Source organism: Geobacillus kaustophilus (assembly GCF_000948285.1).
Lineage (GTDB): Bacteria > Bacillota > Bacilli > Bacillales > Anoxybacillaceae > Geobacillus > Geobacillus thermoleovorans_A.
Genome location: NZ_JYBP01000003.1, coordinates 547,772 through 572,224 on the forward strand (window position 1 = coordinate 547,772; position 24,453 = coordinate 572,224).

Sequence of the window (24,453 nt, forward strand, 5' to 3'; positions counted from 1 at the left end):
ATGCGAGGAGGAGCGACAATGAATCAAAAGGGATTCACATTGATCGAAATGTTGATCGTGATGATGGTGATTTCTGTTCTGCTGCTGATTGCCATTCCGAATATTACAAAGCACAACAGCATGATCAATTCAAAAGGATGCGAGGCGTTTTTGAACACGGTGCAAGCGCAGGTGAAAGCATACGAGATGGAGCATAACAAAATTCCGACGGTGCAGGAATTGCTCGACGGCCGCTATATTAAATCGGCCAAATGTCCGAACGGCCATGCGATCCAAATCAGCGCGAACGGTGATGTGAGTGAAAGCGGCTCATAACGGCGGGTTTACGCTGCTTGAGATGCTGATCGTCTTGGCGGTCGTCCTCTTGCTTGCTGCGCTCGCTGTCCCCACGCTTGGCGGCGCGATGCGTAAGCAGGAGGAGGCGTATATGTTGGCTGTGTTGCGCGCGGACTTGTATAGAGCGCAGCAATACGCCATCGCCCATCGGGCCGATGTGTCCATTTTTTTCACTGACGGCGGGGCGGAGTACAAGGCGGTTGAGGCAGCGAGCGGCCGGCAGGTTGTCGTCCGCTCGCTGCCTTCCCCGTGGCGGTTTCGGCTCGTCACGCTGCGCAACCCGCTCGTCTTTACGGACAACGGCAACATCGAGAAGGCGGGAACCGTTTGGGTGCGTGGGGGCAAGAGCAACTACAGGCTTACTTTTTTGCTTGGAAAAGGGCGGTTTTATGTGCAAAAAATGTAGCGGCGGTTTTTTACTGGTGGAGGCGTTGTTCGCTTTGTCGCTCCTATGGATGACGACGGCGGTTCTTCTTCCGCTGCTCATGCAAATCGCCGTCGAGCGGCAAAGCCTCACCCTCGAAGAAAAAGCGCATCAGTTGTTAACGATCGCGTTGTACGAGGAGCCGCTTGTGGGAGAAACCATCGTTGCTGACGGACGCACGATGTTCCGGCTGCAGGCGCGAGAGGAAGGAGGGCGAATGTGGAAAGTATGCGTGCGTTGGAACGATTACGCCGGTCGCGAGATGGAGCGGTGCGGGTATGGAAAGCGGTAGCGGCAAAAGAAAGCGGGTTTACAATGATTGAAGCGTTGTTGGCGCTGGCGGCTGCGATCGTGATAGCGGCGGCTGTTCCGGCGTTGTTGTCCGTCCGCTTGCTGGCCCCAGAGCCGACGGACGCGTTTTCCCGATTGGAATGGCGGCTGTTTTTGCAGCAGCTGCAAATCGAGCTGAATGAAACGAAGCAATGGTCGACTGGCGGCCGTGTCCTCTATTTGCAAAAATGGAGCGGCAAGACGGTCAGTTTTTCTGTTGTTGCGTCAAGAGCCGAACTGATCCGCCAGGTGGACGGTGCTGGCAATGAAACGGCGCTCCGCCATGTGCGCGCTGTTTCGTACCGCGCCGGCGCCCGCGGGATATTTTTGCAAGTGACGGCTGATGACGGCACCGTTTGCGAGGCGTTTGTAGCGCGGGCGTTTTAGCGGGCGGCTTGTACGGTGAGCCTCCTTGACCGCCGCTTCCCCCTTTTAGACTGGAAAAACGAGGAGAAGGGGAAATGGGTCGACAAGATGGCGTTATTTTTCCGATTGTGACTGTTGTTTCTTTGTTGCTTGTCTTTTCTGTCATGCATGTCTTGCTCCTCTATGAAGCGGAACGACAGGCGGCTTATGAGGCCCAGCAGGCAGTCGAAGCGGATGAACTTGTGCAGATGGCCGTGTTTGACGTAAAAGAACGCATCGCATCTGCTGATCCGTCGACCGCGGGGGAGGCTGGAGAATGGACCTATCCGCGCGGAATGGCGGCCTACCGGTGGGTGCGGGAAGATGCAGCACACATTCAGGTTTCTTTGTCCATCCGTTCGGCCTCTGGGCTGAGGCGCGCTGTCATGTTTACTGTCACGCTTCCGGCGCTTCATATTGTCGAATGGAGCGAGCAAAACGGTTAAAAGAGGAAAGAAGCGGAAAAACTAAAAGAAAAAAAGGGGGGATTTGATGGCGGTCAACGATTATGTCAAGTTTGTCACCCAACAGTTTGTCGCCTACATGGATTTGCCGAAAGAGGAGCGGAGGCAACGGCGTCAGGTGCGGAAACAAGAGCAGCCTCCCCTTTCATACCGCTTGTTTGGCATGGTGCCGCTTTCGCTTCGCTTGCTGTTTCGGCGCCGCCCGTAGCAGCCGCCCGCTGGCCTAGGCCGGCGGGCGGTTTTCGTGCCGACGGAAGGGAGTTTGTCGATTTGAGCGCTCCGAGCCGGATGGACCAATCCCGGAGTTGATTCACGATGAGCGGGGCAGCAAATAAAACAGTCCGCCGTTGATGACGGAAACGGTGATATGCGGCTTGTACTGCTTTTCCAACGCTTCCTTCTCAATATAATAGCACTGCGGCTTTTCTTCGCTGTCTTTGTAAAACTCATCAAGCAATGCCAAATCGTCGGCCCAGCGCCGGTGGGCTTCGTCGGCCCACGCATGGTTGTCGGCGGCGATGCGGCCGCGAATATATTGTTCAATGCGGCCGATGCCGCTTCTCGGCTTAATGAGTGGGGAGATGGTGAAACAGTAATCAGGGATTTTCGGCGTCAGCCGCCGCTCGCGCAGCCGTTCGTGGAACGACTCGACGATCGTTCCGCTAATGAGGTGAAGGCCAAGGGAGACGATTTCATCTTTTTTTCGGTCGCATTCGTACGAAATCGTGACGTTCATGCCGAGCCATGGATGGAGGGCGGCGTTGCCGTCTAAAGGCGCGCTTGGCTCCTCATACAGGCGGATGAAGCTGCCGCGTTTTTGCGCTGAGCGGAACAGCTGGTGCAGCCGGGGAGCGCCGAAATGGAGGCGCTCCCCTTTGAGTTTGTCCGTCCGCTCGCTCGCGCGGGTGATGAGCGTCAGTCGCATCGGCTGCGGCACGCCGCCTGTCCGTTCAATATAATGCCAGTAAAACGGCCGATTCATCAGTTCTTTGTCCATTTCTGCCGTCAGCTGCACGGTGAGGTAGTCGTCGCTTGCTTCCACAAACGTGCAGCCGTTGGCCGCAAAATAGCGTTCGACAAAGCGGCGGATTTCATGTTGCTGCATGCTGCTTGCCCCCTTCTTTTCCGAGCTGCTCCGCCAGCTCGATCATGGCGATGATGTTTTCCATTTTGATTTTCATCTCCCCTTCGCTTCGCGAATGAACGAAGGCGTCTTCGAAGTAGCGCTCTAGGTTGGCGAGGTTCATTTTCGCCAAAATGTCGTCCAGCTCGCCGACGACTCGTTCGAACAGGCGGATTTTTTCGTACAGAAGCGTTAAAATATGCTCTTCGACCGTCTGTTTGATGGCGAAGTTGTAAATGTAAACGTCATCAGTCTGGCCGAGCCGGTGGACGCGGCCGATCCGTTGCTCAAGGCGCATCGGGTTCCACGGCAAGTCGTAGTTGATGACATAGCGGCAAAACTGCAAGTTGATGCCCTCGCCGCCCGCCTCGGTGGCGATGAACACTTGGGCGTGGTGTTTAAACAGTTCCTGCATCCAGTCTTTTTTGCCGCGCCGGAAGCCGCCGCGAAACGGAACGGACGAGATGCCGTGCTGCTTTAAAAACCATTGCAAGTAAAGCTGCGTCGCCCGGTATTCCGTGAAAATAATGACTTTGTCATTGATGGAGCGGATGAGCTCGAGCGCTTTTTCCGCCTTTGAGTTCGTCGTGACAGCGTTGATTTTTTCCAATACGCGTTCAAGCGGCTCTGGAACCGCTCCGCCGCATTTGTCGATCATGTTTTTGATCGTGAGAAACAGCGCTTCGCGGCTGCTGCACGCCTCGCGAAGAAGCGTGATGAGCGAAAACGAGCCGGCGAACGATTCGCGGCGGAGCGCCTTGACCGCTTCATACAGTTCCCGTTCCTCATTCGTAAACTCGATCAGCACCGGTTCAACGTGGCGCTTTGACCATTCGATCGGTGTGTCGGCGCGGCGGTTGCGGATCATCACTTTGTTGACGAGCGCTTTTAAATGGTCGTTCGTCTGTACGGCCCGTGTTTTGCCGTATGTTTTGGCAAATTGCTCGGCGTTGCCTAAATGGCCAGGCTTCAAGAGTGAGACGAGGTTGAAAATTTCTTCGATCCGGTTTTGGATCGGCGTCGCCGTCAGGAGCAAACAAAACTTCTTTTTTAAATTTTGCACAAACTCGTAGTTTTTCGTTTTGTTATTTTTCAGTTTGTGCGCCTCGTCGATGATGATCATGTCGTACGACTGCCCGTAGATGATGTCGCGGTGCGGCGGTTTTTTCGCCGTGTCGATCGAGGAAACGACAATATCGCACTGCTCCCAGACGTAGCTCTTTTTCTGCTGGACGGCCGGGATGAAAAATTTTTCGTTCAACTCTCTCACCCATTGCGAAACAAGGGAGGCGGGAACGAGAATAAGCGCTTTTTTCACAAGGCCGCGAATCATATATTCTTTTAAGACGAGCCCGGCCTCGATCGTTTTTCCAAGCCCGACTTCATCCGCCAAAATGGCTTTGCCGTTCATCTCCTCGACGACGCGGCGCGCCACTTCAAGCTGGTGCGGAAGGATCGTCAAGTGGGGCAAATGTTTCGGCGCCTGCAAGCCATTAAATTCCGGGACGCTTAAATGATGGGCGGCCTCAAGCGCCAGTTCGTACATTTCCCAGCTCGCCCAAGGGCCGTCTTTTTCGACGCGTGCCAAAAATTCCTCCTTCCATGTTTCATCCATTTCAAGATCAATGTTCATGGCGATCCCCTTCCCTTGTTGCGAATGTTTATATAGATTACATTTGGTATGTTGGGTAAAACAAGAACATTATTATGACTAATTACCATGAAAGTTCGATTATTTCCTATTGCCCTTTGGCTGCAGTTGATGGTAGTATAAATTTAGAACATTCGCATGACTCGTGTTGATGAGGGCGTTTGTTAGTATGTCCGTTTTGAAAACAATTTATCGATGGGCGGATGACGGCAAGGGGAGAGACTACGGAATGTAGCGCCGAAGGAGCAAGCGGAAAACGCGAATCTCTCAGGCAAAAAGACTCTTGCTTGACGCAGCTCTGGAGAGCGCCTGCGTTCACGCAGGCCACCCAAGAGGAAACCGATCGGCCCCACGGACCGCGAACGGACGCGCCAAACGGCCGGCGGGAAACTTTCAGGTGCCAGGACAGAGCCCCCTTACTTGTTGATAGGGGGAAGTCTGTCCTTTTTTGTGTGATGTGGATCAAAGGAGGGAAAATCAGATGCTAAAGCGCACGCCCCTATTCTCGGTGTACGCCCGTTACGGCGCCAAAACGATTGAATTTGGCGGCTGGGAGATGCCGGTGCAGTTTTCCAGCATCAAGGAAGAACATGAGGCTGTAAGAACACGCGCCGGGCTGTTTGACGTCTCCCATATGGGGGAAATTGTCGTCCGCGGCCGCGGGAGTCTTGCGTTTTTGCAAAAACTCATGACCAATGACGTCGCCAAACTGCGGCCCGGCCGGGCGCAATATACGCTCATGTGCTATGAGGACGGCGGCACAGTCGATGACTTGCTCATTTATCACAAAGCCGACGACGACTATTTGCTTGTCGTCAACGCCGCAAATACGGAAAAAGACTTCGCCTGGCTAAGCGAGCATGTTGAGGGCGATGTCGAGCTCAAGGATGTATCGGCCGAAACGGCTCAGCTTGCTTTGCAAGGACCGGCAGCAGAGCGCGTCCTGCAGCGATTGACCGATTTTGATTTGTCCATGCTGCGCCCGTTTTCATTCGCCGACGGCGTCGAAGTCTCGGGCGTGAAGGCGCTCATTTCGCGCACCGGCTACACGGGTGAAGACGGGTTTGAGCTATATTGTAAAGCTGAAGACGCCGCCGCGCTATGGGAGGCGATCCTAGCCGACGGAGCTCGTGACGGCGTCCTTCCATGCGGGTTGGGGGCGCGCGATACGCTCCGCTTTGAAGCGTGTCTTCCGCTTTACGGCCAAGAGCTGTCCGACTCGATTTCACCGGTTGAAGCCGGACTCGGTTTTGCCGTCAAAACGGAAAAAGAGCCGCCGTTTATCGGCCAAGCTGTGTTGAAACGGCAAAAAGAGGCGGGGCCGCCGCGCCGGCTCGTCGGCATCGAAATGATCGACAGAGGCATTCCGCGCCACGGATACGTTGTATTTGCCGACGGCGAAGAAGTCGGTTTCGTCACGACCGGCACGCAGTCGCCGACACTGAAGAAAAACATCGGCTTGGCCTTGGTGAAAGCGGATGTGGCCGCCATCGGCCGGGAGGTGGAGGTGGACATCCGCGGCAAACGGCTGAAAGCGAACATTGTGCCGCTTCCGTTTTACAAGCGGGCCAAGTGACGATTCCAAAGCGACAAGGAAAGGGGAAAAGCGCTGTGCTCCATCGTTATTTGCCGATGACGGAAGAAGATAAACGGGAGATGTTGAAGACGATCGGCGTCGCCTCGATTGACGACTTGTTTGCCGATATTCCAGAACAAGTCCGCTTCCGCGGCGAGCTGAAGGTGAAACCGGCCAAATCTGAGCCGGAGCTGTGGAAAGAGCTTGCGGCCTTAGCGGAAAAAAACGCCAACGTAAAACAATACGTTTCCTTTTTAGGAGCCGGGGTGTACGACCATTATATTCCGGCTGTCGTCGACCATGTCCTGTCGCGCTCTGAATTTTATACGGCATATACGCCGTATCAACCGGAAATTTCCCAAGGCGAGTTGCAGGCGATTTTTGAGTTTCAGACGATGGTGTGTGAGTTGACCGGCATGGATGTCGCCAACTCGTCGATGTACGACGGCGGCACGGCGCTTGCCGAAGCGGTGCTTCTTAGCGCCGCGCATACGAAGCGGAAGAAAGTGCTCATCTCGACCGCCGTTCATCCGCAATATCGGGAAGTCGTGCGCACATACGCCAAAGGGCAGAAGCTCGAAGTGAAAGAAATTCCGTATGACGGCGGCATCACCGATCTTAAGGCGCTTGAAGAGGAAATGGGGGATGATGTGGCGTGCGTTGTCGTCCAATACCCGAACTTTTTTGGTCAAATTGAGCCGCTGAAAGCGATCGCGCCGCTTGCGCATGAAAAGAAAAGCTTGTTTGTCGTCGCCAGCAACCCATTGGCGCTTGGCGTGTTGACTCCACCGGGAGCGTTTGGCGCCGACATTGTGGTCGGCGACATGCAGCCGTTTGGCATTCCGACGCAGTTTGGCGGCCCGCATTGCGGCTATTTTGCCGTCAAAGCGCCGCTCATGCGAAAAATTCCAGGGCGGCTCGTCGGGCAGACGACCGATGAGGACGGGCGCCGCGGGTTTGTCTTGACGCTTCAAGCGCGCGAACAGCACATCCGCCGTGATAAGGCGACATCCAACATTTGCTCCAATCAAGCGTTAAACGCCTTGGCCGCTTCCGTGGCGCTGTCGGCGCTCGGCAAGCGGGGCGTAAAAGAAATGGCGGCGATGAACATTCAAAAAGCGCATTATGCGAAGGTGAAACTTGAAAAGCGCGGATTGTCGTCGCCGTTTGCCGGTCCATTTTTCAACGAATTCGTCATCCGGCTCGGACGGCCGGTTTCTGATGTGAACGGCCGCCTGCTCGAAAAAGGAATCATCGGCGGCTATGACCTTGGCGGCGATTATCCGGAGCTTGCCGGTCATATGCTTGTTGCTGTCACCGAACTGCGGACAAAAGAAGAAATCGATCGGTTTGTCAATGAATTGGGGGATGGCCATGCGTAACGATCAACCGCTTATTTTCGAAAGAAGCAAGCCGGGGCGCATCGCCTACAGCCTGCCGTCGCTTGACGTGCCGGCTGTTGATGTCAGCGAGCTCGTGCCGGCCGATTATCTTCGCACTGAAGAGCCGGAGCTCCCGGAAGTGTCGGAGCTTGACTTAATGCGCCATTATACGGCGCTCTCGAAACGAAACCACGGCGTCGATTCCGGGTTTTACCCGCTCGGGTCATGCACGATGAAATACAATCCGAAAATCAATGAAAACGTCGCCCGCCTCGCCGGGTTTGCCCACATTCATCCGCTTCAGCCTGAGAAAACGGTCCAAGGGGCGCTTGAACTCATGTACGACTTGCAGGAGCACTTAAAAGAAATCACCGGCATGGATGCCGTCACCTTGCAGCCGGCGGCCGGCGCCCACGGCGAATGGACGGGGCTGATGATGATCCGTGCTTACCATGAAGCAAACGGCGACTTCGGACGGACGAAAGTGATCGTTCCGGATTCGGCGCACGGCACGAACCCGGCGTCGGCGACCGTTGCCGGGTTTGAGACAGTAACGGTCAAATCGACGGCCGATGGTCTTGTCGACTTAGAAGATTTACGGCGTGTCGTCGGCCCTGATACGGCGGCGCTCATGCTTACGAACCCGAACACGCTCGGGCTGTTTGAAGAGCATATTGTCGAAATGGCCGAAATCGTCCACAAAGCCGGCGGCAAGCTGTATTATGACGGCGCGAATTTCAACGCGATTCTTGGCAAGGTGCGCCCGGGGGACATGGGTTTTGACGTCGTTCATTTGAACTTGCATAAAACGTTCACCGGCCCGCACGGCGGCGGAGGCCCAGGCTCCGGCCCGGTTGGGGTGAAAGCCGACCTCATTCCGTTTTTGCCAAAGCCGGTCATCGAAAAAGGGGAAAACGGTTATTACCTTGATGATGACCGTCCGCAATCGATCGGCCGCGTCAAGCCGTTTTACGGCAATTTTGGCATCAACGTCCGGGCGTACACGTACATCCGCTCGATGGGGCCGGACGGCTTAAAAGCGGTGAGCGAATATGCGGTGTTAAACGCCAACTATATGATGCGCCGCCTCGCCGAATATTACGATTTGCCATATGACCGCCATTGCAAGCATGAGTTCGTTCTCTCCGGCCGCCGGCAAAAGAAGCTTGGCGTCAGAACGCTCGACATCGCCAAGCGGCTGCTTGATTTCGGGTTCCATCCGCCGACGATTTACTTCCCGCTCATCGTCGAAGAATGCATGATGATCGAGCCGACGGAGACGGAGTCGAAAGAGACGCTCGACGCGTTTATTGACGCCATGATCCAAATTGCCAAAGAGGCGGAGGAAAATCCGGAAATCGTTCAAGAAGCGCCGCATACGACGGTCGTCAAGCGGCTCGATGAAACGACCGCGGCGCGCAAGCCGATTTTGCGCTACCAAAAAGAAATGTAAGCTAAGCCTTGTTCTTATGCGGCCTGCCTCGTAAAGGGAGGCCGCTTCGTTTTGCGGCTGGCTGCGTTGACAGAAAAGTTCGGTTAGTTTATTATATAAACTAATGGTTGAAGTCGATGAAAGGGGAGAGGGACATGCAATACTGCCAACTAGGAAACACCGATCTTCAAGTGAGCGCGCTCAGTTTCGGCACGTGGGCGATCGGCGGTTCGTGGGGAAACGTCGACGACCTTGAGTTTCAAAAAGGAGTGGACGCCGGCGAGCTGCGTTGGATCGCTAATGGGCGCGGCAGCATGGCGAAAGCAGCATTGCGCTGGGTGATCGATCATGAAGAAGTGACATGTGCCATTCCAGGTTTTAAGACAGTGAAACAAGTGAAAGAAAATTTAGACGCGATCCATATGCCGCCATTTACAGAAGCAGAAAAGGAACGGCTTCGCCAGTTTTATTGGAGCGAGGTGCATCCGCACATCCGCGGGGCATACTAAGCAAATAAGACGAAAAGGATGACAGAGACGTGCGGACAGGAAACATTTCCCTTGTAAAAAAAATAAATAAGCAGCTCGTCTTGAAATTGATTCGCGACCAGCATCCAATTTCGCGCGCTGATATTGCGAAGACGACCGGATTGAATAAAGCGACCGTTTCCGCGCTTGTTGACGAACTGATCGCCGAGCATTTCGTCCATGAAAGCGGGATCGGCGAGTCAACCGGAGGACGCCGCCCGCTCATGCTTCGCTTCAACGCCGACGCCGGATCGCTTGTCGGCGTGGAGCTGGGGGTGAACTATTTGTATGCCGTGCTGACCAACTTAAACGCGGACATCCTTTGGGAGCAACGGCGTTCGTTCCGCCCGTCCGAAGGGCAGGAGGCGATCATCGGCGAAATGATGGAGCTCATCGAGGCGGCCATCCGCCGGGCGCCAGCGACGCCGTATGGCGTGATGGGAATCGGCATCGGCGTGCCGGGCGTCGTCCATACCGAGAGCGGGACCGTTGTGTTTGCCCCGAACTTGCGCTGGGGCGATGTCGCCTTGGCGGCTGTTTTGCGGCAACGGTGGCCTGAGCGTCCTGTCATTGTCGAGAATGAGGCGAAGCTGGCGGCGCTTGGGGAAAAATGGTTTGGCGCCGGCCATGAGTTTGCCCATTTCGTCTATATTAGCGCCGGCATCGGCATTGGCGCCGGCGTCGTTCTTCACCATCAGCTCTATCGGGGTGTCAGCGGCCTAGCTGGTGAAATCGGCCATCATACGATCGATGTCAACGGCATTCGCTGCAGCTGCGGCAACATCGGCTGCTGGGAAATGTATGCGTCGGAAAAATACATTGAACGCCGTTTGGCTGAAGAAGGGCGTTCCGAATGGCTCGATGACCACTTTTCCATCGCTGCGATGGCACTGGCGGCGGAAAGCGATGAACAGTTGGCGCGCATTTTGGAGGAAACAGGCCGCTATCTCGGCGTTGGGTTGTTGCAGGTGATTTATGCGTACAATCCAGAAGCGGTCATCATCGGCGGTCCGCTTGCCCAGGCGGGCGAGTATGTGATCGGTCCGGCGCGCCAAGAAGTGAGAAAGCGGATCCTCGTCAAAAAAGAAAGCGAACCATCCATCATCGCCTCCAAGCTGAAGGAGAAAAGCTGCGCCATCGGCGCGGCTGCTTCGGTGCTTGAGGCGGTCGTCCTGCCGCCTGAATTTGCGGCGGTCTAGCGCATGCGAAAAGAGGCGCCTGCCTGTTTCGGCAGAGCGCCTTTTTGGTTAACGGGCTATGCTTTTTTCTTCACTTTCCCGGTCCATGTTTTAAATCCGCCTTTTAAATGGTACAAGTCGCGGTACCCTTTTCGGTAGAGCATTTGCGCGGCACGCCCGCTGCGCAGCCCGTTTTGGCAGTACAAATAGATCGGCTGGTCTTTGCGCAATTCTTTCATGCGCATGCCTAGCTGCGTGAGCGGGATGTTGCGAGCCCCTAAAATATGTCCAGCCGCAAACTCATCCGGTTCGCGGACATCAATCAATTGCGCTTTCCGGTAGCCGGCGCGGAACTCTTCCTCTGTCAATGCTTTGACAATTCTTCGCTGCCAGAAGTACGTAATGACGGAATACACGATGATCGCGCCGAGAATAATGAGCAATGCTTCCACCCGTCATGCCTCCTTTCGCTTTGTCTGCTATTTCCTATTATATAAAGTCGCCGCCGGGAAGCAAAGAGATTTTCGCCATGCCATTTTTCTTTCCTTCACCGGCGTTGTTTGCTAAACTAGTAAAGGCGGCCAAAATTGTCCCGTCCCTTGGCGGTGGTGGACAAGCCGCCGCAGCGTCTAGAACATGGAACAATAGAGAAGGTGGAACGATGGCAAAAGAAGTATGGCGCTTTATCGATTCCGGCCATTGCCCGCCGGCGTTCAATATGGCGCTCGATGAGGCGCTTCTCGATTGGCACAGCGAAGGCAAAATTCCGCCGACGGTCCGCTTTTATGGCTGGAATCCGCCGACGTTGTCGATTGGTTATTTTCAAAAGGTGGAGAAAGAAATTGATTTAGAGGCGGTGAAACGGCACGGCCTCGGCTTTGTCCGTCGGCCGACCGGCGGGCGCGGCGTCCTGCACGATCAAGAATTGACATACAGCGTGATCGTCTCCGAATCGCACCCAGCGATGCCGAAGACGGTGACGGAAGCATACCGCGTCATTTCCCAAGGCATTTTAGAGGGATTTCGCTATCTTGGATTGGATGCGTATTTTGCCGTGCCGAAGACAGAAGAAGAGAAAGCCGATTTGCGCAGCCCGCGCTCGGCTGTTTGTTTTGACGCGCCGTCATGGTACGAACTTGTCGTTGAGGGACGGAAAATTGCCGGCAGCGCGCAAACGCGGCAAAAAGGCGTCATTTTGCAGCATGGCTCGATTTTGCTCGATTTGGACGAAGACTTGCTGTTCAGTTTGTTTAAATACCCGAACGAGCGGGTGAAAGAGCGGCTGCAGCGTGAATTTAAAAAGAAAGCGGTCGCCATCAAGGAGGTGGCGGGCCGGGCGGTGACGATTGAGGAAGCGAAAGAAGCGTTTTACAAAGGATTTGAAAAAGGATTGGACATCGTGTTGGAGCCGTACACGCTCACCGACGAGGAGCGGGCGTATGTCGAAGAGCTGGCGCGGACGAAATACGAAAGCGATGAATGGAACTTCAAGCGCTGAGCAGCGACGCGGCAAATCGTTCGTTTTCCGGCAGAAACGGCGGCACTCCCCCGTTTTTCTCCGCATTTCGCCATGTTTTGTTTTTTTGCTTGACAAAAACGAAATCGTTTGTTCTCTTTAACAATATATAGTATGATTTTCATAAAAAATCATACTATATATTGTTTTTTTCTGTTCGATATGGTAAGGTAGAGAAGACAGGACAACTTTGCCAAAAAACATGAGAGATTATATAAAAGAGGAGAGATAGGAGAATGACGGTGGCGTCATCCGAGAAAATGAAGATCAATATTGACAAGCTGAACGAGGATATCCGCCTATTTCCGCAAGTGCATCCGATTACGCCGGATATGCACATCACCCATAAAGGCGTATCCCGTTTGGTCATGTTGGATCGGTATTCGTTCAAAGATACGGAGAAGCTGACGCTTACACCGGGCGACTTTGTCGTGTTGACGATCAAGGAGGATCCGAAATTCCCGGCACGAGGGCTCGGGTTTATCGTCGACATCGACTGGGAGGCGAAAAAGGCGCACGTGTTGATTGAGGACGAATACCGGCATGTGCTCGAAGGGGAAGAGGCGGAGACCGGCATTGTGGTTCGGTCGCTCGACATTATCGACAAGCCGCTCGAGATTTTCTATGAGCAAATCGCCAAGCGCAATGCCACCGGGCTGGCGGCGGTGGAAAAGACGGAAGAAAAGCGGAAAGAGTGGTTCGAAAAGTTTTATCAAGAGCTCGCAAGCTTGAATTTTGTTCCGGCCGGCCGCGTGTTGTACGGCGCAGGTTCAGGCAAGGAAGTGACGTATTTCAACTGCTATGTGATGCCGTTTGTGAAAGACTCGCGCGAAGGAATTTCCGAACATCGGAAGCAGGTGATGGAAATCATGAGCCGCGGCGGCGGCGTCGGGACGAACGGCTCGACATTGCGGCCGCGCCATACGCTTGCGCGCGGGGTGAACGGCAAATCGTCCGGGTCGGTCTCGTGGCTTGACGACATTGCGAAGCTGACCCACCTTGTCGAGCAAGGTGGCTCCCGGCGCGGCGCCCAAATGATTATGCTTGCCGACTGGCACCCGGACATTATCGAATTCATCGTCTCGAAAATGCAAAACCCGCGCATTTTGCGCTACCTGCTCGAAAATATGGAAGATGAAGGAATCAAAAAAGCAGCGCGCGACAAACTGAAATTTACGCCGCTCACCGAGCGGGAGCGGGCGATGTACGAAGCGATCGTCCGATACAAGAACGCGCCTGACTACGGCGGTTTCACTGAGGAAATCATCAAAGACGCCGAAGAAAAACTGCGCACCGGCGGTACATACACGGTGCACAATCCTGACTTTTTGACCGGTGCGAACATTTCCGTCTGCTTGACGAAAGAGTTCATGGAAGCGGTCGAAAAGGACGAAGAATACGCGCTCCGCTTCCCGGATGTGGAAACGTATTCCGAAGAGGAAATGCGCATTTACAACGAAAAATGGCATGAAGTCGGCGATGTGCGAGAATGGGAGAAAATGGGCTACCGCGTCCGCGTCTACCGAAAAATCCGCGCCCGCGAACTGTGGAAGCTGATCAATATTTGCGCAACGTATTCCGCCGAACCGGGCATTTTCTTCATCGACAACGCCAACGAAATGACGAACGCCCGCGCGTACGGGCAAAAAGTCGTGGCCACCAACCCGTGCGGGGAACAACCTCTCGCACCATATTCGGTCTGCAACCTGGCCGCCATTAACTTGGCGAACATGGTGGACAAAGAACGGAAAGTCGTGGACTACGAAAAACTGAAACGCACGGTCGAAATCGGGGTGCGGATGCAAGACAACGTCATTGACGCGACGCCGTACTTCCTTGAGGAAAACAAAAAACAAGCGCTCGGCGAGCGCCGCATCGGCCTTGGCGTCATGGGGCTCGCAGACTTGCTCATTTACTGCGAAAAAGCGTACGGCTCTGAGGAAGGAAACGAGCTCGTCGATGAGCTGTTCCGCACGATCGCCACGACCGCGTACCGGGCATCGATCGAGCTGGCGAAAGAAAAAGGCAGCTTCCCGTTTTTGGTCGGCGAAACGGAGGAAGAGACGCGCAAGCTGCGCGAAGCGTTCATCAACACCGGCTACATGAAACGGATGCCAGAAGACATTCGCCAAGATATTTTGAAATACGGCATCCGCAACTCGCACTTGCTGACGGTGGCGCCGACAGGATCGACTGGGACGATGGTCGGCGTCTCAACCGGGCTGGAGCCGTACTTCTCGTTCTCGTACTACCGGAGCGGGCGCTTGGGCAAATTTATCGAAGTGAAAGCGGACATCGTCGAAGAATATTTGGACAAACATCCAGAAGCCGATCCGAACCACTTGCCGCCTTGGTTTGTGACGGCGATGGACTTGCCGCCGGAAGCGCACGCCGATGTGCAGTGCATCATTCAACGCTGGGTCGACTCGAGCTTGTCGAAAACGGTCAACGCGCCGAAGGGCTACACCGTCGAGCAAGTGCAAAAAGTGTACGAGCGTTTATGGCGTTGCGGTGCGAAAGGCGGAACCGTCTATGTCGACGGCAGCCGCGATGCACAAGTGTTGACGTTAAAGGCTGAGGAGAATCAGATTGAAGAGCAACTTGAACTGCTTCCAGAGGAGCTCGAGGAAAAAGAGACGAAACGCCCCGTCGTGCTCGTTGATACGATTCAAGATGTGCGCGCCACCGATGTGACAATCGGTTCCGAAATCGGCAATATTTGCCCGATTTGCCGCGAAGGGACGATCGAAGAGATCGGCGGCTGCAACACGTGCACAAGCTGCGGCGCGCAGCTGAAGTGCGGGTTGTAATGTTGAATGATGGGGTGAAGGACACGCTGGTTCTGCAATGAACATATACCAGTCAAGTAGACCAGTGTAAAAACCCCCCTCTTCAGCTGCTCGCAAGATAGTGGAATGAAGAAACGTTGTCAAGGAAAGCACTTGACAACGTCCCCTTCATTTCACTTCATTGAAGATATTCCCAGCCGTTCACCTGCCAGGCTGCCTTGGTCATTCGGTACTCTATCGGACTAAGGTGGCCTAATCTTTTTTTTGAAACCGTTCATGATTTCATGATTATAAAATACGAAAAAAATCTTTCATTACACAAAATGGTTGACAGTACCTTTTAGACGTTATGATTCTATTTTTGTACAAACTTTTTTACTGAATGAACAAAAATAACACTGGAGATAAAAATACAAAATGTATAAATATTAACGTACAAAGTGTTTGTATATTGATTTACCCAATTATAACGATAGATTTTAGAATTTGTATTGGACGGTGGCCCTCCTAATTGCTTGATTAGGTTCACAAAATACGAAATTTCTAAAAAAGCTGAGAGACATAGAATAAATAGTGAAGAAATAGTTATAAATAACCATTTTTTTTTTGAATAAGCTGCGTTATTCATTATTTTCCATATTTCCCTTCCGAAGAAGAAAAATAGTAGTGCAGATAATATTATAAATATCATTCCTGGATTTCCATTTCCAGAAATTACATGAGGTTTCATTGTAAATAGTTTTGTTAGATATATCATAAATAAACAAGCCAAAAGCAATCCAATCAATCGTCTGGAAAATAAATTCAACTTCACTACTCCCTCCCCCCCCGATTTTACTGGATTTATCACATGAAACACTCCTTAGGGATGATGAAGGACTGTTTCATTTTTTAAGATAACCACGCAAAGTCGATATCTTGATCATCATCTGTCCAATCAAACCAATGCGTTGCGGTATTATTAGCGCCGTTGTCAGGATCTTTGTAAGCGATATGCAAATCCCCCGTATAAGGTTGAAATTCGATTTTACCATTTTTTAAATCGTGTAATAATTCATTTCGCTCGATAAAGTTTTCAATCGCTTTTTTGGCGTTTTCAATACTGATAGTACTATAAGAGTGATTAGAGTGCGTTGAGGTTATTTGTTTCGGGTAATCAGCATGTGTGGCTAAAGGTAAGCATAAAGTGCTACTCAATATCACAATGCTAAGTAATCTTTTCATAACCGTACCTCCTCTAGAAATGTTGATATATCGAGGATTTTCGGCCTTACAGGGGTGTTAAAAAATCATTTTTGGACAAAATTGATTATATGGTATTCGATATTTTATAGATAGAATCCTTCTTCAACAATCAAAATTTTATATTTATTCATTCATCACATATTATATACTTTACATTTCGCACCCCGAGTTCGACAGCGACTAGGCAAACCAAGTGCCTCTCGCCCCTTGATACAAAATGGATCAGAGGCATTTGAGCATATTTTAGGCGTGTATCTAGGGGCGAGGATGGATACCTAGAAGGCCGATGAAAAAGTACACGCCAAGGCAGGGATTAAGGGGGCTTATGTTGAAAAAGAGGAGAGGAATCTTTGGAATGGAGCGTGAGCGGATCACGAAAGCCCCCAGCCCCCCTTCGACTCAGCCTCGTCTATTTCAAGTCATCGACATGGAGGAACTGGTTCCTCCACATCATATCCTGCGTCAAATCAACGAAGCCGTTGACTTCCCCGTCATTCACGATTGGGTGACTCCCCTGTACACGGAAAAAACGGGTCGTCCAGCGGAAGATTCGGAACGGGACCGGCTCTTTGGCGTGCGCAAAAACGGAATTTGGAGCAGGAAGCCCTGCACGTCCTGCCATCCTTTGGCGCCAAATGGCGGAGAGAATGGCCTCCAAAATTCGACATGAGGGAACTCTATGCCTCATTAATTCACCGGCCTTCTAGGATCCGTATCGAACAGCATCTTGGCCATTTTCATTTGCCTAAAATGGCCTTAAAACTGTCGAACTCGGGTAAGAGGGATTATATCACAGGGAACCGGCGTTTTTTTACATAAAGGGGGAAAGCGAAAATATAGTGGTAAAAGGGAGAAATGAAAGGGGGAGCGTTATGATTGTCCATGTCATCCAGCGCGGCGAGACGCTTTGGAAGCTGGCTCAGCGTTACGGCGTTCCGCTCGAGTGGATCGTCGCCGCCAATGAACTGAGCAACCCGAACGAGCTTGCTGTCGGTCAAGCTGTCGTCATTCCAGTTCCGTATCGGTACCATACCGTCCGCCCAGGGGAAACGTTATGGCAAATCGCCCGTCAATACGGAGTGGCGGTTAAAGCCATCATGCAGGCGAACCGGATCGCCAATCCGGCGCTCATTTATCCGGGCGCAGCATTGCTTATCCCCGCCCGCATCCATACGGTGCGTCCCGGAGAAACGCTGGGGCAAATCGCCGCTGCTTACGGGGTGAGCGTCCAGCAAATCATTGAATTCAATCCGATCGCCGATCCGAGCGCGGTCGTTCCCGGGCAACGCCTCACCATTCCGCCAGCCAAGCCGCTCATTGAAGTCAATGCGTTTACGGTGGATCAAGGAGAAAAAGGAGCGGAGCAAGTGCGCGAAGTCGGCCGCCATTTGACATATGCCGCGCCATTCGCCTACACGATCCGCGCCGACGGCGGACTCAATCCGATCAATGATACCGCATTCATTCAGGCGGCTTATGCCGCCCGTGTCGTGCCGATGATGACGATCACAAACTTTACGTATCGGGATCCGGGCTCAAGATTGGCGCAGACCGTTTTGGCCGATGCCACGCTGCAAACCCGGCTGCTTGACAACGTCATTCAAGTGATGCGAGCAAAAGGGTACCGCGCGTTGAATGTCGATTTTGAAAACGTCTACCCATCCGACCGCGAGCGGTATAACGAGTTTTTGCAACGGGCGGCCAACCGGCTTCACGCTGAAGGGTATGTTTTATCGACGTCGCTGGCGCCCAAAATAAGCGCTGAACAAAAAGGGCTGCTATACGAAGCTCACGACTACCCAGCCCACGGACGCATCGCCGATTTTGTTGTCTTGATGACCTATGAGTGGGGCTACCGGTTTGGGCCGCCGCAAGCCATTTCGCCGGTGAATCAAATTCGGCGCGTGCTCGATTATGCGGTGACTGCCATTCCGCGAAGGAAAATCATGATGGGGTTTCAAATTTACGCCCGCGACTGGGTGCTGCCGCACGTGCAAGGGCAAGAGGCGGAAACGTTCAGCCCAAAAGAAGCGGTTGAGCGCGCCATTCGCTACGGAGCGTTCATTCAGTACGATCCGGCGGCTGCTTCGCCGTTTTACCGCTACACGGACGAACACGGGCGCCAGCACGAAGTATGGTTTGAGGACGCCCGCAGCGCGTTGGCAAAATTTGAATTGGTGAAAGAATACGGATTGCGCGGAATCAGCTACTGGGTGCTCGGGTATCCGTATCCAGAAAACTGGGTGCTGCTAGAAGACAACTTCCGCGTTCGCAAACGTGGATAAACGAATGGAGCGTATGCGCATGGGGCATGCGCTTTTTTACTTTGCGCTTTGGAGTTCCAACCGTTTTTTCAGCTGGTAGATCTCGGTGTCGTGCTGGCCGATTTTGCTGCTTAAATACTCGATGGCGATGTTTGCGTTGCGCCAATCGTTCGACAAAATTTCGAACATGCGCTGATGGTCGGCGAGCTCGTCCTCGATTTTTTTGAAATGGCTGCGCGTCTCGATGATGAAATGGTCCAGTTTTTCCTCAAGACGCATTTGCCGTTCCTCGAGCTGCCGCTGCTGTTCTTCAAGACGCTGTTGCCGTTCCTCAAGCCGCAACTGCCCGGCTTCTAGACGGTCGAGACGTTCATGAATCGGCTGCAGCTCTTCTTTCAGCACTGAGCGAAGCAATTCGACAAGCTCACGAGACATTCCACATCCCTCCCTTGCTGTTTAGTTTTATTGTACCATTGTGCTCACGGGTTGTCATGGCGAATCCTAAAGATGTGCGAATGTTTGGGAAGGAAAACAGTGTGTGCTGCTTGAGCAGCTTCGCGAAATCGGCCGCCAACGGGATTTGTTCCATGTGTATAACAATATGTGGGATCCGAAACTGCACCTGGATAGCATGATCAATGGCCGAGAATGCCGACAAATCGTTGCTGAAACCGACGGTCATGCCCGCTGGTTTCGCTGGGAGGCGGATGGCTGTGGACGAGGGGAGACAATGAGATGAAAAAAGAATTCCAAATAAAGTTAGATAACGACTTCCCCGTTTTCGTCCATACTAACTATAAAGATGGACGAAATGGGGGGAAACGATGAAACCGTTTGTGCCAAAACTTGTGTATTTCGAACCGGAGGCGTTATCGTATCCGCTTGGAAAGGAATTGTACGAGAAATTTACACAAATGGGAATCGAGATTCGCGAGACGACATCACACAACCAAGTGCGCGGCATTCCGGGAGAGACGGAGCTGGCCCGGTATCGAAACGCGAAATCAACGCTCGTTGTTGGCGTGCGGCGGACGCTCCAATTCAATTCATCGAAGCCGTCAGCCGAATACGCTATTCCGTTGGCAACCGGATGCATGGGCCATTGCCATTATTGCTATTTGCAAACGACATTAGGAAGCAAGCCATACATCCGCGTGTATGTCAACTTGGACGACATTTTCGCTCAAGCGCAAAAGTATATTGACGAGCGTGCGCCCGAGATCACCCGCTTCGAGGCGGCGTGTACGTCCGACATTGTTGGGATCGATCATTTGACCCATTCGCTCAAAAAAGCGATTGAGTTTATCGGCGCGACCGACTACGGGCGGCTCCGATTTGTGACGAAGTATGAGCATGTCGATCATTTGCTTGATGCCAAGCATAACGGCAAAACGCGGTTTCGCTTCAGCGTCAACTCCCGCTATGTGATCAACCATTTCGAGCCGGGAACGTCCTCCTTTGACGCGCGGCTTGCAGCAGCGCGCAAAGTGGCCGGTGCCGGCTATAGGCTCGGCTTTGTCGTCGCGCCGATTTACCGGCATGACGGCTGGGAACAAGGGTATTTTGAGTTGTTTCAGGAGCTCGCCCGGCAATTGGAAGGGATAGACTTATCTGATTTGACGTTTGAGCTCATCCAGCACCGGTTTACGAAACCGGCCAAGCGGGTCATCGAGCAGCGTTACCGGAAAACAAAGCTCGATTTGGACGAGGCGAAGCGCAAGTATAAATGGGGGAGGTACGGCATCGGCAAATATGTGTACCGTGACGAGGAAGCGCGGGAGCTGGAGGAAACGATGCGCTCGTATATTGCTCGCTTTTTTCCATCGGCTCAGGTGCAGTATTTTACGTAATGTCCCCTTCATGGTATAATGGGATTGATTGCTATTTTTTGTTTGCCTATGCGGCCAACTGCGGCAGAAAAGCTGAAAATAAAGCTTTTTCATCTATATAGATGCGACGAAAACGTTTCACATATCCTTGACGGAAAAGGTCGCTTATGCATTTTTCGACTGTCGTGGGCAAGCTGCAGGCTTCCCCGTCACGCCAAGGCGTGGCAGTCGATCAAATGCTCGGTAAAAGCCGCAAATGTTAAAGCTTCAAACTGCATCTATATCGTTTTTATTGGTTCATCAACACGCCTGTTTCATGAGAGATGCTGACGGCCGCTGCATTTGTGTGCGGCAGACAAACGTGACGGGAGGGGACAAACGTTGCCGACACCAAGCATGGAAGATTATATTGAGCAAATTTACATTTTGATTGAAGAAAAGGGCTATGCCCGCGTCTCTGACATCGCGGAAGCGTTGTCCGTCCATCCCTCCTCGGTGACGAAAATGGTGCAAAAGCTCGATAAAGATGAGTATTTAGTGTATGAGAAATACCGCGGACTCGTCTTGACGCCAAAAGGAAGAAAAATCGGCCAGCGGCTCGTCTACCGCCATGAGTTGCTTGAGCAGTTTCTCCGTTTGATCGGTGTCAGCGAAGAAAACATTTACCGCGACGTGGAAGGGATTGAACACCATTTGAGCTGGAACGCCATCGACCGGATCGGCGATTTGGTGCAGTATTTTCAAGAGGACGAACGCCGTCTTGAAGCGCTGCGCGATGTCCAAAAGCGCAATGAACAAGGAGAGTAAGCTGAGGCTTGCTCTTTTTTGTTTGCCGTACTAAACACCGCTTCTTTCTCTTACATATGTATAAAGAGCGAGAAAGGGGAGGTAGAGGTGGACATTGACATCGTCTTTTCCGGCGGCGGAGTGAAAGGGTTTGCGTTGCTTGGGGCGTACGAAGCGATTGAGGAAAAAGGGCTGCGCTGGAAGCGGCTGGCTGGAACGAGCGCCGGTTCGCTGCTTTCGGCGCTGCTTTCGGCCGGATATAAAGCGCATGAGATTGCCTCATTGCTCGAGGATCTTGAGCTTACACAGTTTTTGGATGAACGGCCGCTATGGGTCCCCTTTCCGTTTTGGAAATGGGTGCGCCTGTATTGGCATCTGGGCCTTTATCAAGGAAAAGTGTTTGAGCAATGGGTAGAAGCCGTGCTTGCGGCCCGCGGCGTGCGGACGTTTCAAGATGTACCGGCCGGCAGTTTGTATATCGTCGCTTCCGATGTGACAAACGGTCGCATTGTCGTGCTGCCGGATGATTTGGCCATATACGGCATTGACCCTGGGGCGTTTTCCATCGCCAGGGCAGTGCGGATGAGCATCAGCATTCCGTATTTCTTTGAGCCGATCCGCCTCCGCGGGCGAAACGGTGTCTCCCTCATTGTTGACGGCGGGGTGCTCAGCAACTTTCCGCTGTTTTTGTTCGATGAAGAAAAGAAGAAAAAACGGCCGGTGCTCGGTGTTCAACTAAGCCCGAAGCCAGGCGAGCGGCCGAAACGAACGATCACCAATGCGCTCGATTTGTATGAAGCGCTGTTTGCGGCGATGAAGGAAGCGCATGATGCCCGCTACATTTCGCGCCGCCATGAAAAAAACATCGTCTTTTTGCCAGTAGACAACGTCATTTCCACCGAATTTTCGATTGATCCGGAAGTACGCCGGCGTCTGATCGATTACGGACGTGAGCGGACGCGGCAGTTTTTGCGCCAATGGGCGTACTAGACGGGAAAGCGGCAATAGGGCGCGCCTCTGCTGCCGAAGCTGAACGGCAGAGGCAAACAAAAAAGAATCAAGCTAAAACGAAGCTCGATTCTTTTTTTTGCCTTTTTTGCCCTCGATCACGGTCAAGTGCGGAATGGCCGTCCGTTTTTTCAGCGGCCGCTTTAGTTTCGCCGGCTTTGCTTGTTTGCGCCCGGAGCGGGGATGGAGCTTTTTCGACTGCCGCACCGCCTTTAAATACGATAACCGATCTTGATCGGTGCGGCGTTGGTAGACGAACCGGTAGAAGAGATAAATGGCGGCCAAAAACAGCGCAACAAACAACAGCTGGCGGAACAGCACCGTCGGATGGGCAAAAAGGGTATAGACAATGCCAAGCGTTCCAAGCAAAATCATAAGCCCGACAAGCGGATGAATGGCCCGGCGCCGCAATGAGTCCACCCCCTTTGATCGATTACTGCACCGCTTGTTTCCTTTCGGCTTCCGCTTCCAAATGGAGAAGCCGCTGAAACGAGGCGATGGCCACTTCCACTTGGTCATCGTCCGGTTCTTTTGTCGTCAACCGCTGCAGCCATAGCCCGGGATAGCCAAGCCAGCTTAGCAGCGGAATATCCCTCAATTTATTTGTAAACTGCAAGACTTCAAACGAAACGCCAAGCACGACAGGAATTAAAGCGAGCCTGTTTACGATTCGCAGCCAAAGCGGATCCGTCGGCACGAACAAATAAAGGAATAAGCTGATCATGACAGTAAATAAAATGAAGCTGCTGCCGCATCGGTAGTGAAGGCGCGAGGCGCGCTGGACTTGCTCAACCGTGAGCGGCCACCCGGCTTCGAAGGCGTTGATCACCTTATGTTCCGCCCCATGGTATTGAAAAACGCGCTTGACCAACGGCGTCAGCGAAATGAAGTAAATGTAGCCAAGCAACAGTATCAGCTTAAAGGCGCCTTCGAGCAAAATTTGCCCCATTTTCCCCGGCACGAGCGGTTTAAAGGCGTCGGCGGCGAGCGCCGGAACGAGCGTAAAAATGGTTTTGGCGAATAAAAACGATAGCACGCCGATGACGGCGGCGCCGAGAATCAGCCCGAATTTGGAGCGGCTCTCGTCGTCCGCTCGTTCGTCGTCGGAAGACGACTCATACTGTTCGCTCGCAAATTGCAAATGTTTCGCCCCGTTCGCACTCGCTTCAATAATGGCGACAATGCCGCGGACAAACGGAATTTTCTTCAGAGCAGCTAGTGTCGGATGGCTGCGGCGAGGCAGCGTAAAATAGCCAATCGTCCCGTCAGGGCGGCGAATGGCGGTGACGGAGTGCGTCTTGCCGGCGAACATCACCCCTTCCACAACTGCTTGGCCGCCGTATAACGGTTTCTCCATTGATGATTTCATCAAGTCAACACCAACCTATTTTTATGTTTATTTTATTTTATTCTACAAGAAACGTCCGGAAACCTCTAGGTTGATGCTGCTATTATGATTTCCAAAAAATCCATGATTTACACAAGAGTGGTCATTTTTTCGTTTGATTCATGGTACGGTCGGCTTTCGGTCATACTAACAGACAAGGAGGTGCACGATGATGACCGAACAAAAAGGGGAGCTCGAGCAAGAGAAGACGGAGCGGCCGATGACGCTCATGCAAAAAACGATCATCATCGGGTTTGTCGGCGGGGTGTTTTGGAGTTTGATCGGCTATTTGGCTTACTTTTTTCACTTCAGCGAAATTAGTCCGAACATGATTCTCATCCCGTGGGTTGCCGGGGACTGGAAATATGGGAAAGCCGGCAATTATGCGGCCATCGTGCTGATCGGCATCATTTCTATTGCAGCGGCGCTTTTGTACTACGCGTTCCTGCGCAAGATCGCCGGTATGTGGGCGGGAATTGTATATGGCGTGGTGCTTTGGATGATGGTCTTTTATTTGTTGAATCCACTGTTTCCAAACGTCCGACCAGTTGCAGATTTAGAAATGAATACGATTATTACGACGCTTTGCTTATACATTTTATATGGTGTATTTGTCGGCTATTCGATTTCTTTTGAAACGCAAGAAATGAATCGATCGGCGTCAAATGTGGGAAAAGAGGCGGCAAATGAAGGAAACTGACGAAGCTTTTTTTCGCTCTCACCCGCTGAAGTGAGTGTTGCATCAAGCGCCGCGCGGATGTCTAGCGGAAACGACCATCTTTATGGTAAAATGAAGAAGGT

The 24,453-nt window shown here is 52.6% G+C and carries 25 protein-coding genes, 2 pseudogenes and 1 riboswitch; of the genes and pseudogenes, 20 read left to right on the forward strand and 7 right to left on the reverse strand.

Translation table 11 applies throughout. The annotated features are described in order from the left end of the window. Positions 1-18 precede the first annotated feature (18 nt). From comGC to LG52_RS03260, 6 genes are all read left to right on the forward strand, one after another. Positions 19-315 (forward strand): competence type IV pilus major pilin ComGC, encoded by a 297-nt coding sequence (comGC, locus tag LG52_RS03235; RefSeq protein ID WP_066230544.1) that lies wholly within the window; start codon positions 19-21, stop codon positions 313-315. Continuing rightward, positions 299-742 carry a competence type IV pilus minor pilin ComGD gene (gene comGD / locus LG52_RS03240; protein ID WP_075261740.1) on the forward strand — a complete coding sequence of 148 codons (444 nt, stop codon included), beginning with the start codon at positions 299-301 and terminating at the stop codon, positions 740-742. The genes comGC and comGD overlap by 17 nt, the downstream gene beginning before the upstream one ends. Next, positions 726-1,052: a hypothetical protein gene (locus tag LG52_RS03245; protein WP_044730842.1), complete on the forward strand. Its 327-nt coding sequence runs from the start codon at positions 726-728 to the stop codon at positions 1,050-1,052. The genes comGD and LG52_RS03245 overlap by 17 nt, the downstream gene beginning before the upstream one ends. Then, a complete protein-coding gene (gene comGF / locus LG52_RS03250; RefSeq protein WP_231584488.1) occupies positions 989-1,477 on the forward strand; it encodes a competence type IV pilus minor pilin ComGF in 489 nt (162 codons plus the stop codon). The genes LG52_RS03245 and comGF overlap by 64 nt, the downstream gene beginning before the upstream one ends. 74 nt (positions 1,478-1,551) lie before the next feature. Beyond that, a complete protein-coding gene (comGG, locus tag LG52_RS03255; RefSeq protein WP_044730844.1) occupies positions 1,552-1,941 on the forward strand; it encodes a competence type IV pilus minor pilin ComGG in 390 nt (129 codons plus the stop codon). Between the two features lie 46 nt (positions 1,942-1,987). Next, entirely contained in the window at positions 1,988-2,167 is a 180-nt protein-coding gene (locus tag LG52_RS03260; protein ID WP_044730845.1) for a YqzE family protein, read from the forward strand. Positions 2,168-2,269: 102 nt separating this feature from the next. On the opposite strand, the gene LG52_RS03265 is transcribed toward LG52_RS03260, so the two are convergent. Beyond that, positions 2,270-3,064 carry a YqhG family protein gene (locus LG52_RS03265; RefSeq protein WP_044730846.1) on the reverse strand — a complete coding sequence of 265 codons (795 nt, stop codon included), beginning with the start codon at positions 3,062-3,064 and terminating at the stop codon, positions 2,270-2,272. Next, positions 3,051-4,715: a DEAD/DEAH box helicase gene (locus LG52_RS03270; RefSeq protein WP_044730847.1), complete on the reverse strand. Its 1,665-nt coding sequence runs from the start codon at positions 4,713-4,715 to the stop codon at positions 3,051-3,053. Before LG52_RS03270 ends, LG52_RS03265 begins: the two co-directional genes overlap by 14 nt. A 221-nt stretch (positions 4,716-4,936) precedes the next feature. After that, positions 4,937-5,026, forward strand: a riboswitch (glycine riboswitch). A 188-nt stretch (positions 5,027-5,214) separates the two neighbouring features. On the opposite strand from LG52_RS03270, the gene gcvT reads away from it, so the two are divergent. The 5 genes from gcvT to LG52_RS03295 all read left to right on the forward strand — a co-directional run bounded on the left by gcvT (position 5,215) and on the right by LG52_RS03295 (position 10,849). Next, positions 5,215-6,309, forward strand: a complete 1,095-nt coding sequence (gcvT, locus tag LG52_RS03275; RefSeq protein WP_044730848.1) for a glycine cleavage system aminomethyltransferase GcvT — start codon at positions 5,215-5,217, stop codon at positions 6,307-6,309. Between the two features lie 35 nt (positions 6,310-6,344). Further along, positions 6,345-7,691 (forward strand): aminomethyl-transferring glycine dehydrogenase subunit GcvPA, encoded by a 1,347-nt coding sequence (gene gcvPA / locus LG52_RS03280; protein ID WP_044730849.1) that lies wholly within the window; start codon positions 6,345-6,347, stop codon positions 7,689-7,691. After that, on the forward strand, positions 7,684-9,144 hold the full coding sequence (gene gcvPB / locus LG52_RS03285; protein ID WP_044733071.1) for an aminomethyl-transferring glycine dehydrogenase subunit GcvPB: 1,461 nt from the start codon (positions 7,684-7,686) through the stop codon (positions 9,142-9,144). The genes gcvPA and gcvPB overlap by 8 nt, the downstream gene beginning before the upstream one ends. Before the next feature lie 134 nt (positions 9,145-9,278). Continuing rightward, positions 9,279-9,632, forward strand: a complete 354-nt coding sequence (locus LG52_RS03290) for an aldo/keto reductase (protein WP_044730850.1) — start codon at positions 9,279-9,281, stop codon at positions 9,630-9,632. A 29-nt stretch (positions 9,633-9,661) separates the two neighbouring features. Beyond that, positions 9,662-10,849, forward strand: a complete 1,188-nt coding sequence (locus LG52_RS03295) for an ROK family transcriptional regulator (protein ID WP_044730851.1) — start codon at positions 9,662-9,664, stop codon at positions 10,847-10,849. A gap of 56 nt (positions 10,850-10,905) precedes the next feature. Here the strand turns inward: LG52_RS03295 and LG52_RS03300 are convergent, their stop codons facing one another. Further along, positions 10,906-11,280, reverse strand: a complete 375-nt coding sequence (locus LG52_RS03300; RefSeq protein ID WP_044730852.1) for a rhodanese-like domain-containing protein — start codon at positions 11,278-11,280, stop codon at positions 10,906-10,908. A 209-nt stretch (positions 11,281-11,489) separates the two neighbouring features. On the opposite strand from LG52_RS03300, the gene LG52_RS03305 reads away from it, so the two are divergent. After that, positions 11,490-12,326 (forward strand): lipoate--protein ligase family protein, encoded by an 837-nt coding sequence (locus LG52_RS03305; RefSeq protein WP_044730853.1) that lies wholly within the window; start codon positions 11,490-11,492, stop codon positions 12,324-12,326. Positions 12,327-12,580: 254 nt separating this feature from the next. Next, positions 12,581-15,154, forward strand: coding sequence for a vitamin B12-dependent ribonucleotide reductase (locus LG52_RS03310; RefSeq protein WP_044730854.1), 2,574 nt, complete (start codon positions 12,581-12,583; stop codon positions 15,152-15,154). Between the two features lie 870 nt (positions 15,155-16,024). On the opposite strand, the gene LG52_RS03320 is transcribed toward LG52_RS03310, so the two are convergent. Next, positions 16,025-16,357, reverse strand: a complete 333-nt coding sequence (locus LG52_RS03320; RefSeq protein ID WP_044730855.1) for a hypothetical protein — start codon at positions 16,355-16,357, stop codon at positions 16,025-16,027. 376 nt (positions 16,358-16,733) lie between these two features. Between LG52_RS03320 and LG52_RS18670 the strand changes: the two are divergent. Together LG52_RS18670 and LG52_RS03330 are read left to right on the forward strand one after the other, a co-directional pair. Then, positions 16,734-16,937: pseudogene (locus LG52_RS18670) on the forward strand (IS5/IS1182 family transposase); the annotation flags it as partial. Positions 16,938-17,250: 313 nt separating this feature from the next. Continuing rightward, the gene (locus tag LG52_RS03330) at positions 17,251-18,663 is read left to right on the forward strand and encodes a LysM peptidoglycan-binding domain-containing protein (protein ID WP_044730857.1); all 1,413 of its coding nucleotides are present in this window, start codon (positions 17,251-17,253) and stop codon (positions 18,661-18,663) included. Positions 18,664-18,699: 36 nt separating this feature from the next. Here LG52_RS03330 and LG52_RS03335 read toward each other — a convergent pair whose 3' ends face one another. Beyond that, on the reverse strand, positions 18,700-19,077 hold the full coding sequence (locus LG52_RS03335) for a hypothetical protein (protein ID WP_044730858.1): 378 nt from the start codon (positions 19,075-19,077) through the stop codon (positions 18,700-18,702). Positions 19,078-19,183: 106 nt separating this feature from the next. Between LG52_RS03335 and LG52_RS03340 the strand changes: the two are divergent. The 4 genes and pseudogenes from LG52_RS03340 to LG52_RS03355 form a co-directional block, all read left to right on the forward strand. Beyond that, positions 19,184-19,381 (forward strand): annotated as a pseudogene (locus tag LG52_RS03340) (DUF2332 family protein); the annotation flags it as partial. Positions 19,382-19,466: 85 nt separating this feature from the next. Beyond that, on the forward strand, positions 19,467-20,492 hold the full coding sequence (splB, locus tag LG52_RS03345; RefSeq protein WP_044730860.1) for a spore photoproduct lyase: 1,026 nt from the start codon (positions 19,467-19,469) through the stop codon (positions 20,490-20,492). A gap of 360 nt (positions 20,493-20,852) precedes the next feature. Then, the gene (gene mntR, locus LG52_RS03350) at positions 20,853-21,278 is read left to right on the forward strand and encodes a transcriptional regulator MntR (RefSeq protein ID WP_011231898.1); all 426 of its coding nucleotides are present in this window, start codon (positions 20,853-20,855) and stop codon (positions 21,276-21,278) included. An 87-nt stretch (positions 21,279-21,365) separates the two neighbouring features. Further along, a complete protein-coding gene (locus LG52_RS03355; protein ID WP_044730861.1) occupies positions 21,366-22,247 on the forward strand; it encodes a patatin-like phospholipase family protein in 882 nt (293 codons plus the stop codon). Between the two features lie 72 nt (positions 22,248-22,319). On the opposite strand, the gene LG52_RS03360 is transcribed toward LG52_RS03355, so the two are convergent. Further along, on the reverse strand, positions 22,320-22,676 hold the full coding sequence (locus tag LG52_RS03360) for an SA1362 family protein (RefSeq protein ID WP_021322363.1): 357 nt from the start codon (positions 22,674-22,676) through the stop codon (positions 22,320-22,322). A 22-nt stretch (positions 22,677-22,698) separates the two neighbouring features. Next, positions 22,699-23,634, reverse strand: a complete 936-nt coding sequence (locus LG52_RS03365) for a DUF1385 domain-containing protein (protein WP_044730862.1) — start codon at positions 23,632-23,634, stop codon at positions 22,699-22,701. Positions 23,635-23,821: 187 nt separating this feature from the next. Between LG52_RS03365 and LG52_RS03370 the strand changes: the two genes are divergently transcribed. Continuing rightward, entirely contained in the window at positions 23,822-24,352 is a 531-nt protein-coding gene (locus tag LG52_RS03370) for a YqhR family membrane protein (RefSeq protein ID WP_044730863.1), read from the forward strand. Positions 24,353-24,453: the final 101 nt, after the last annotated feature.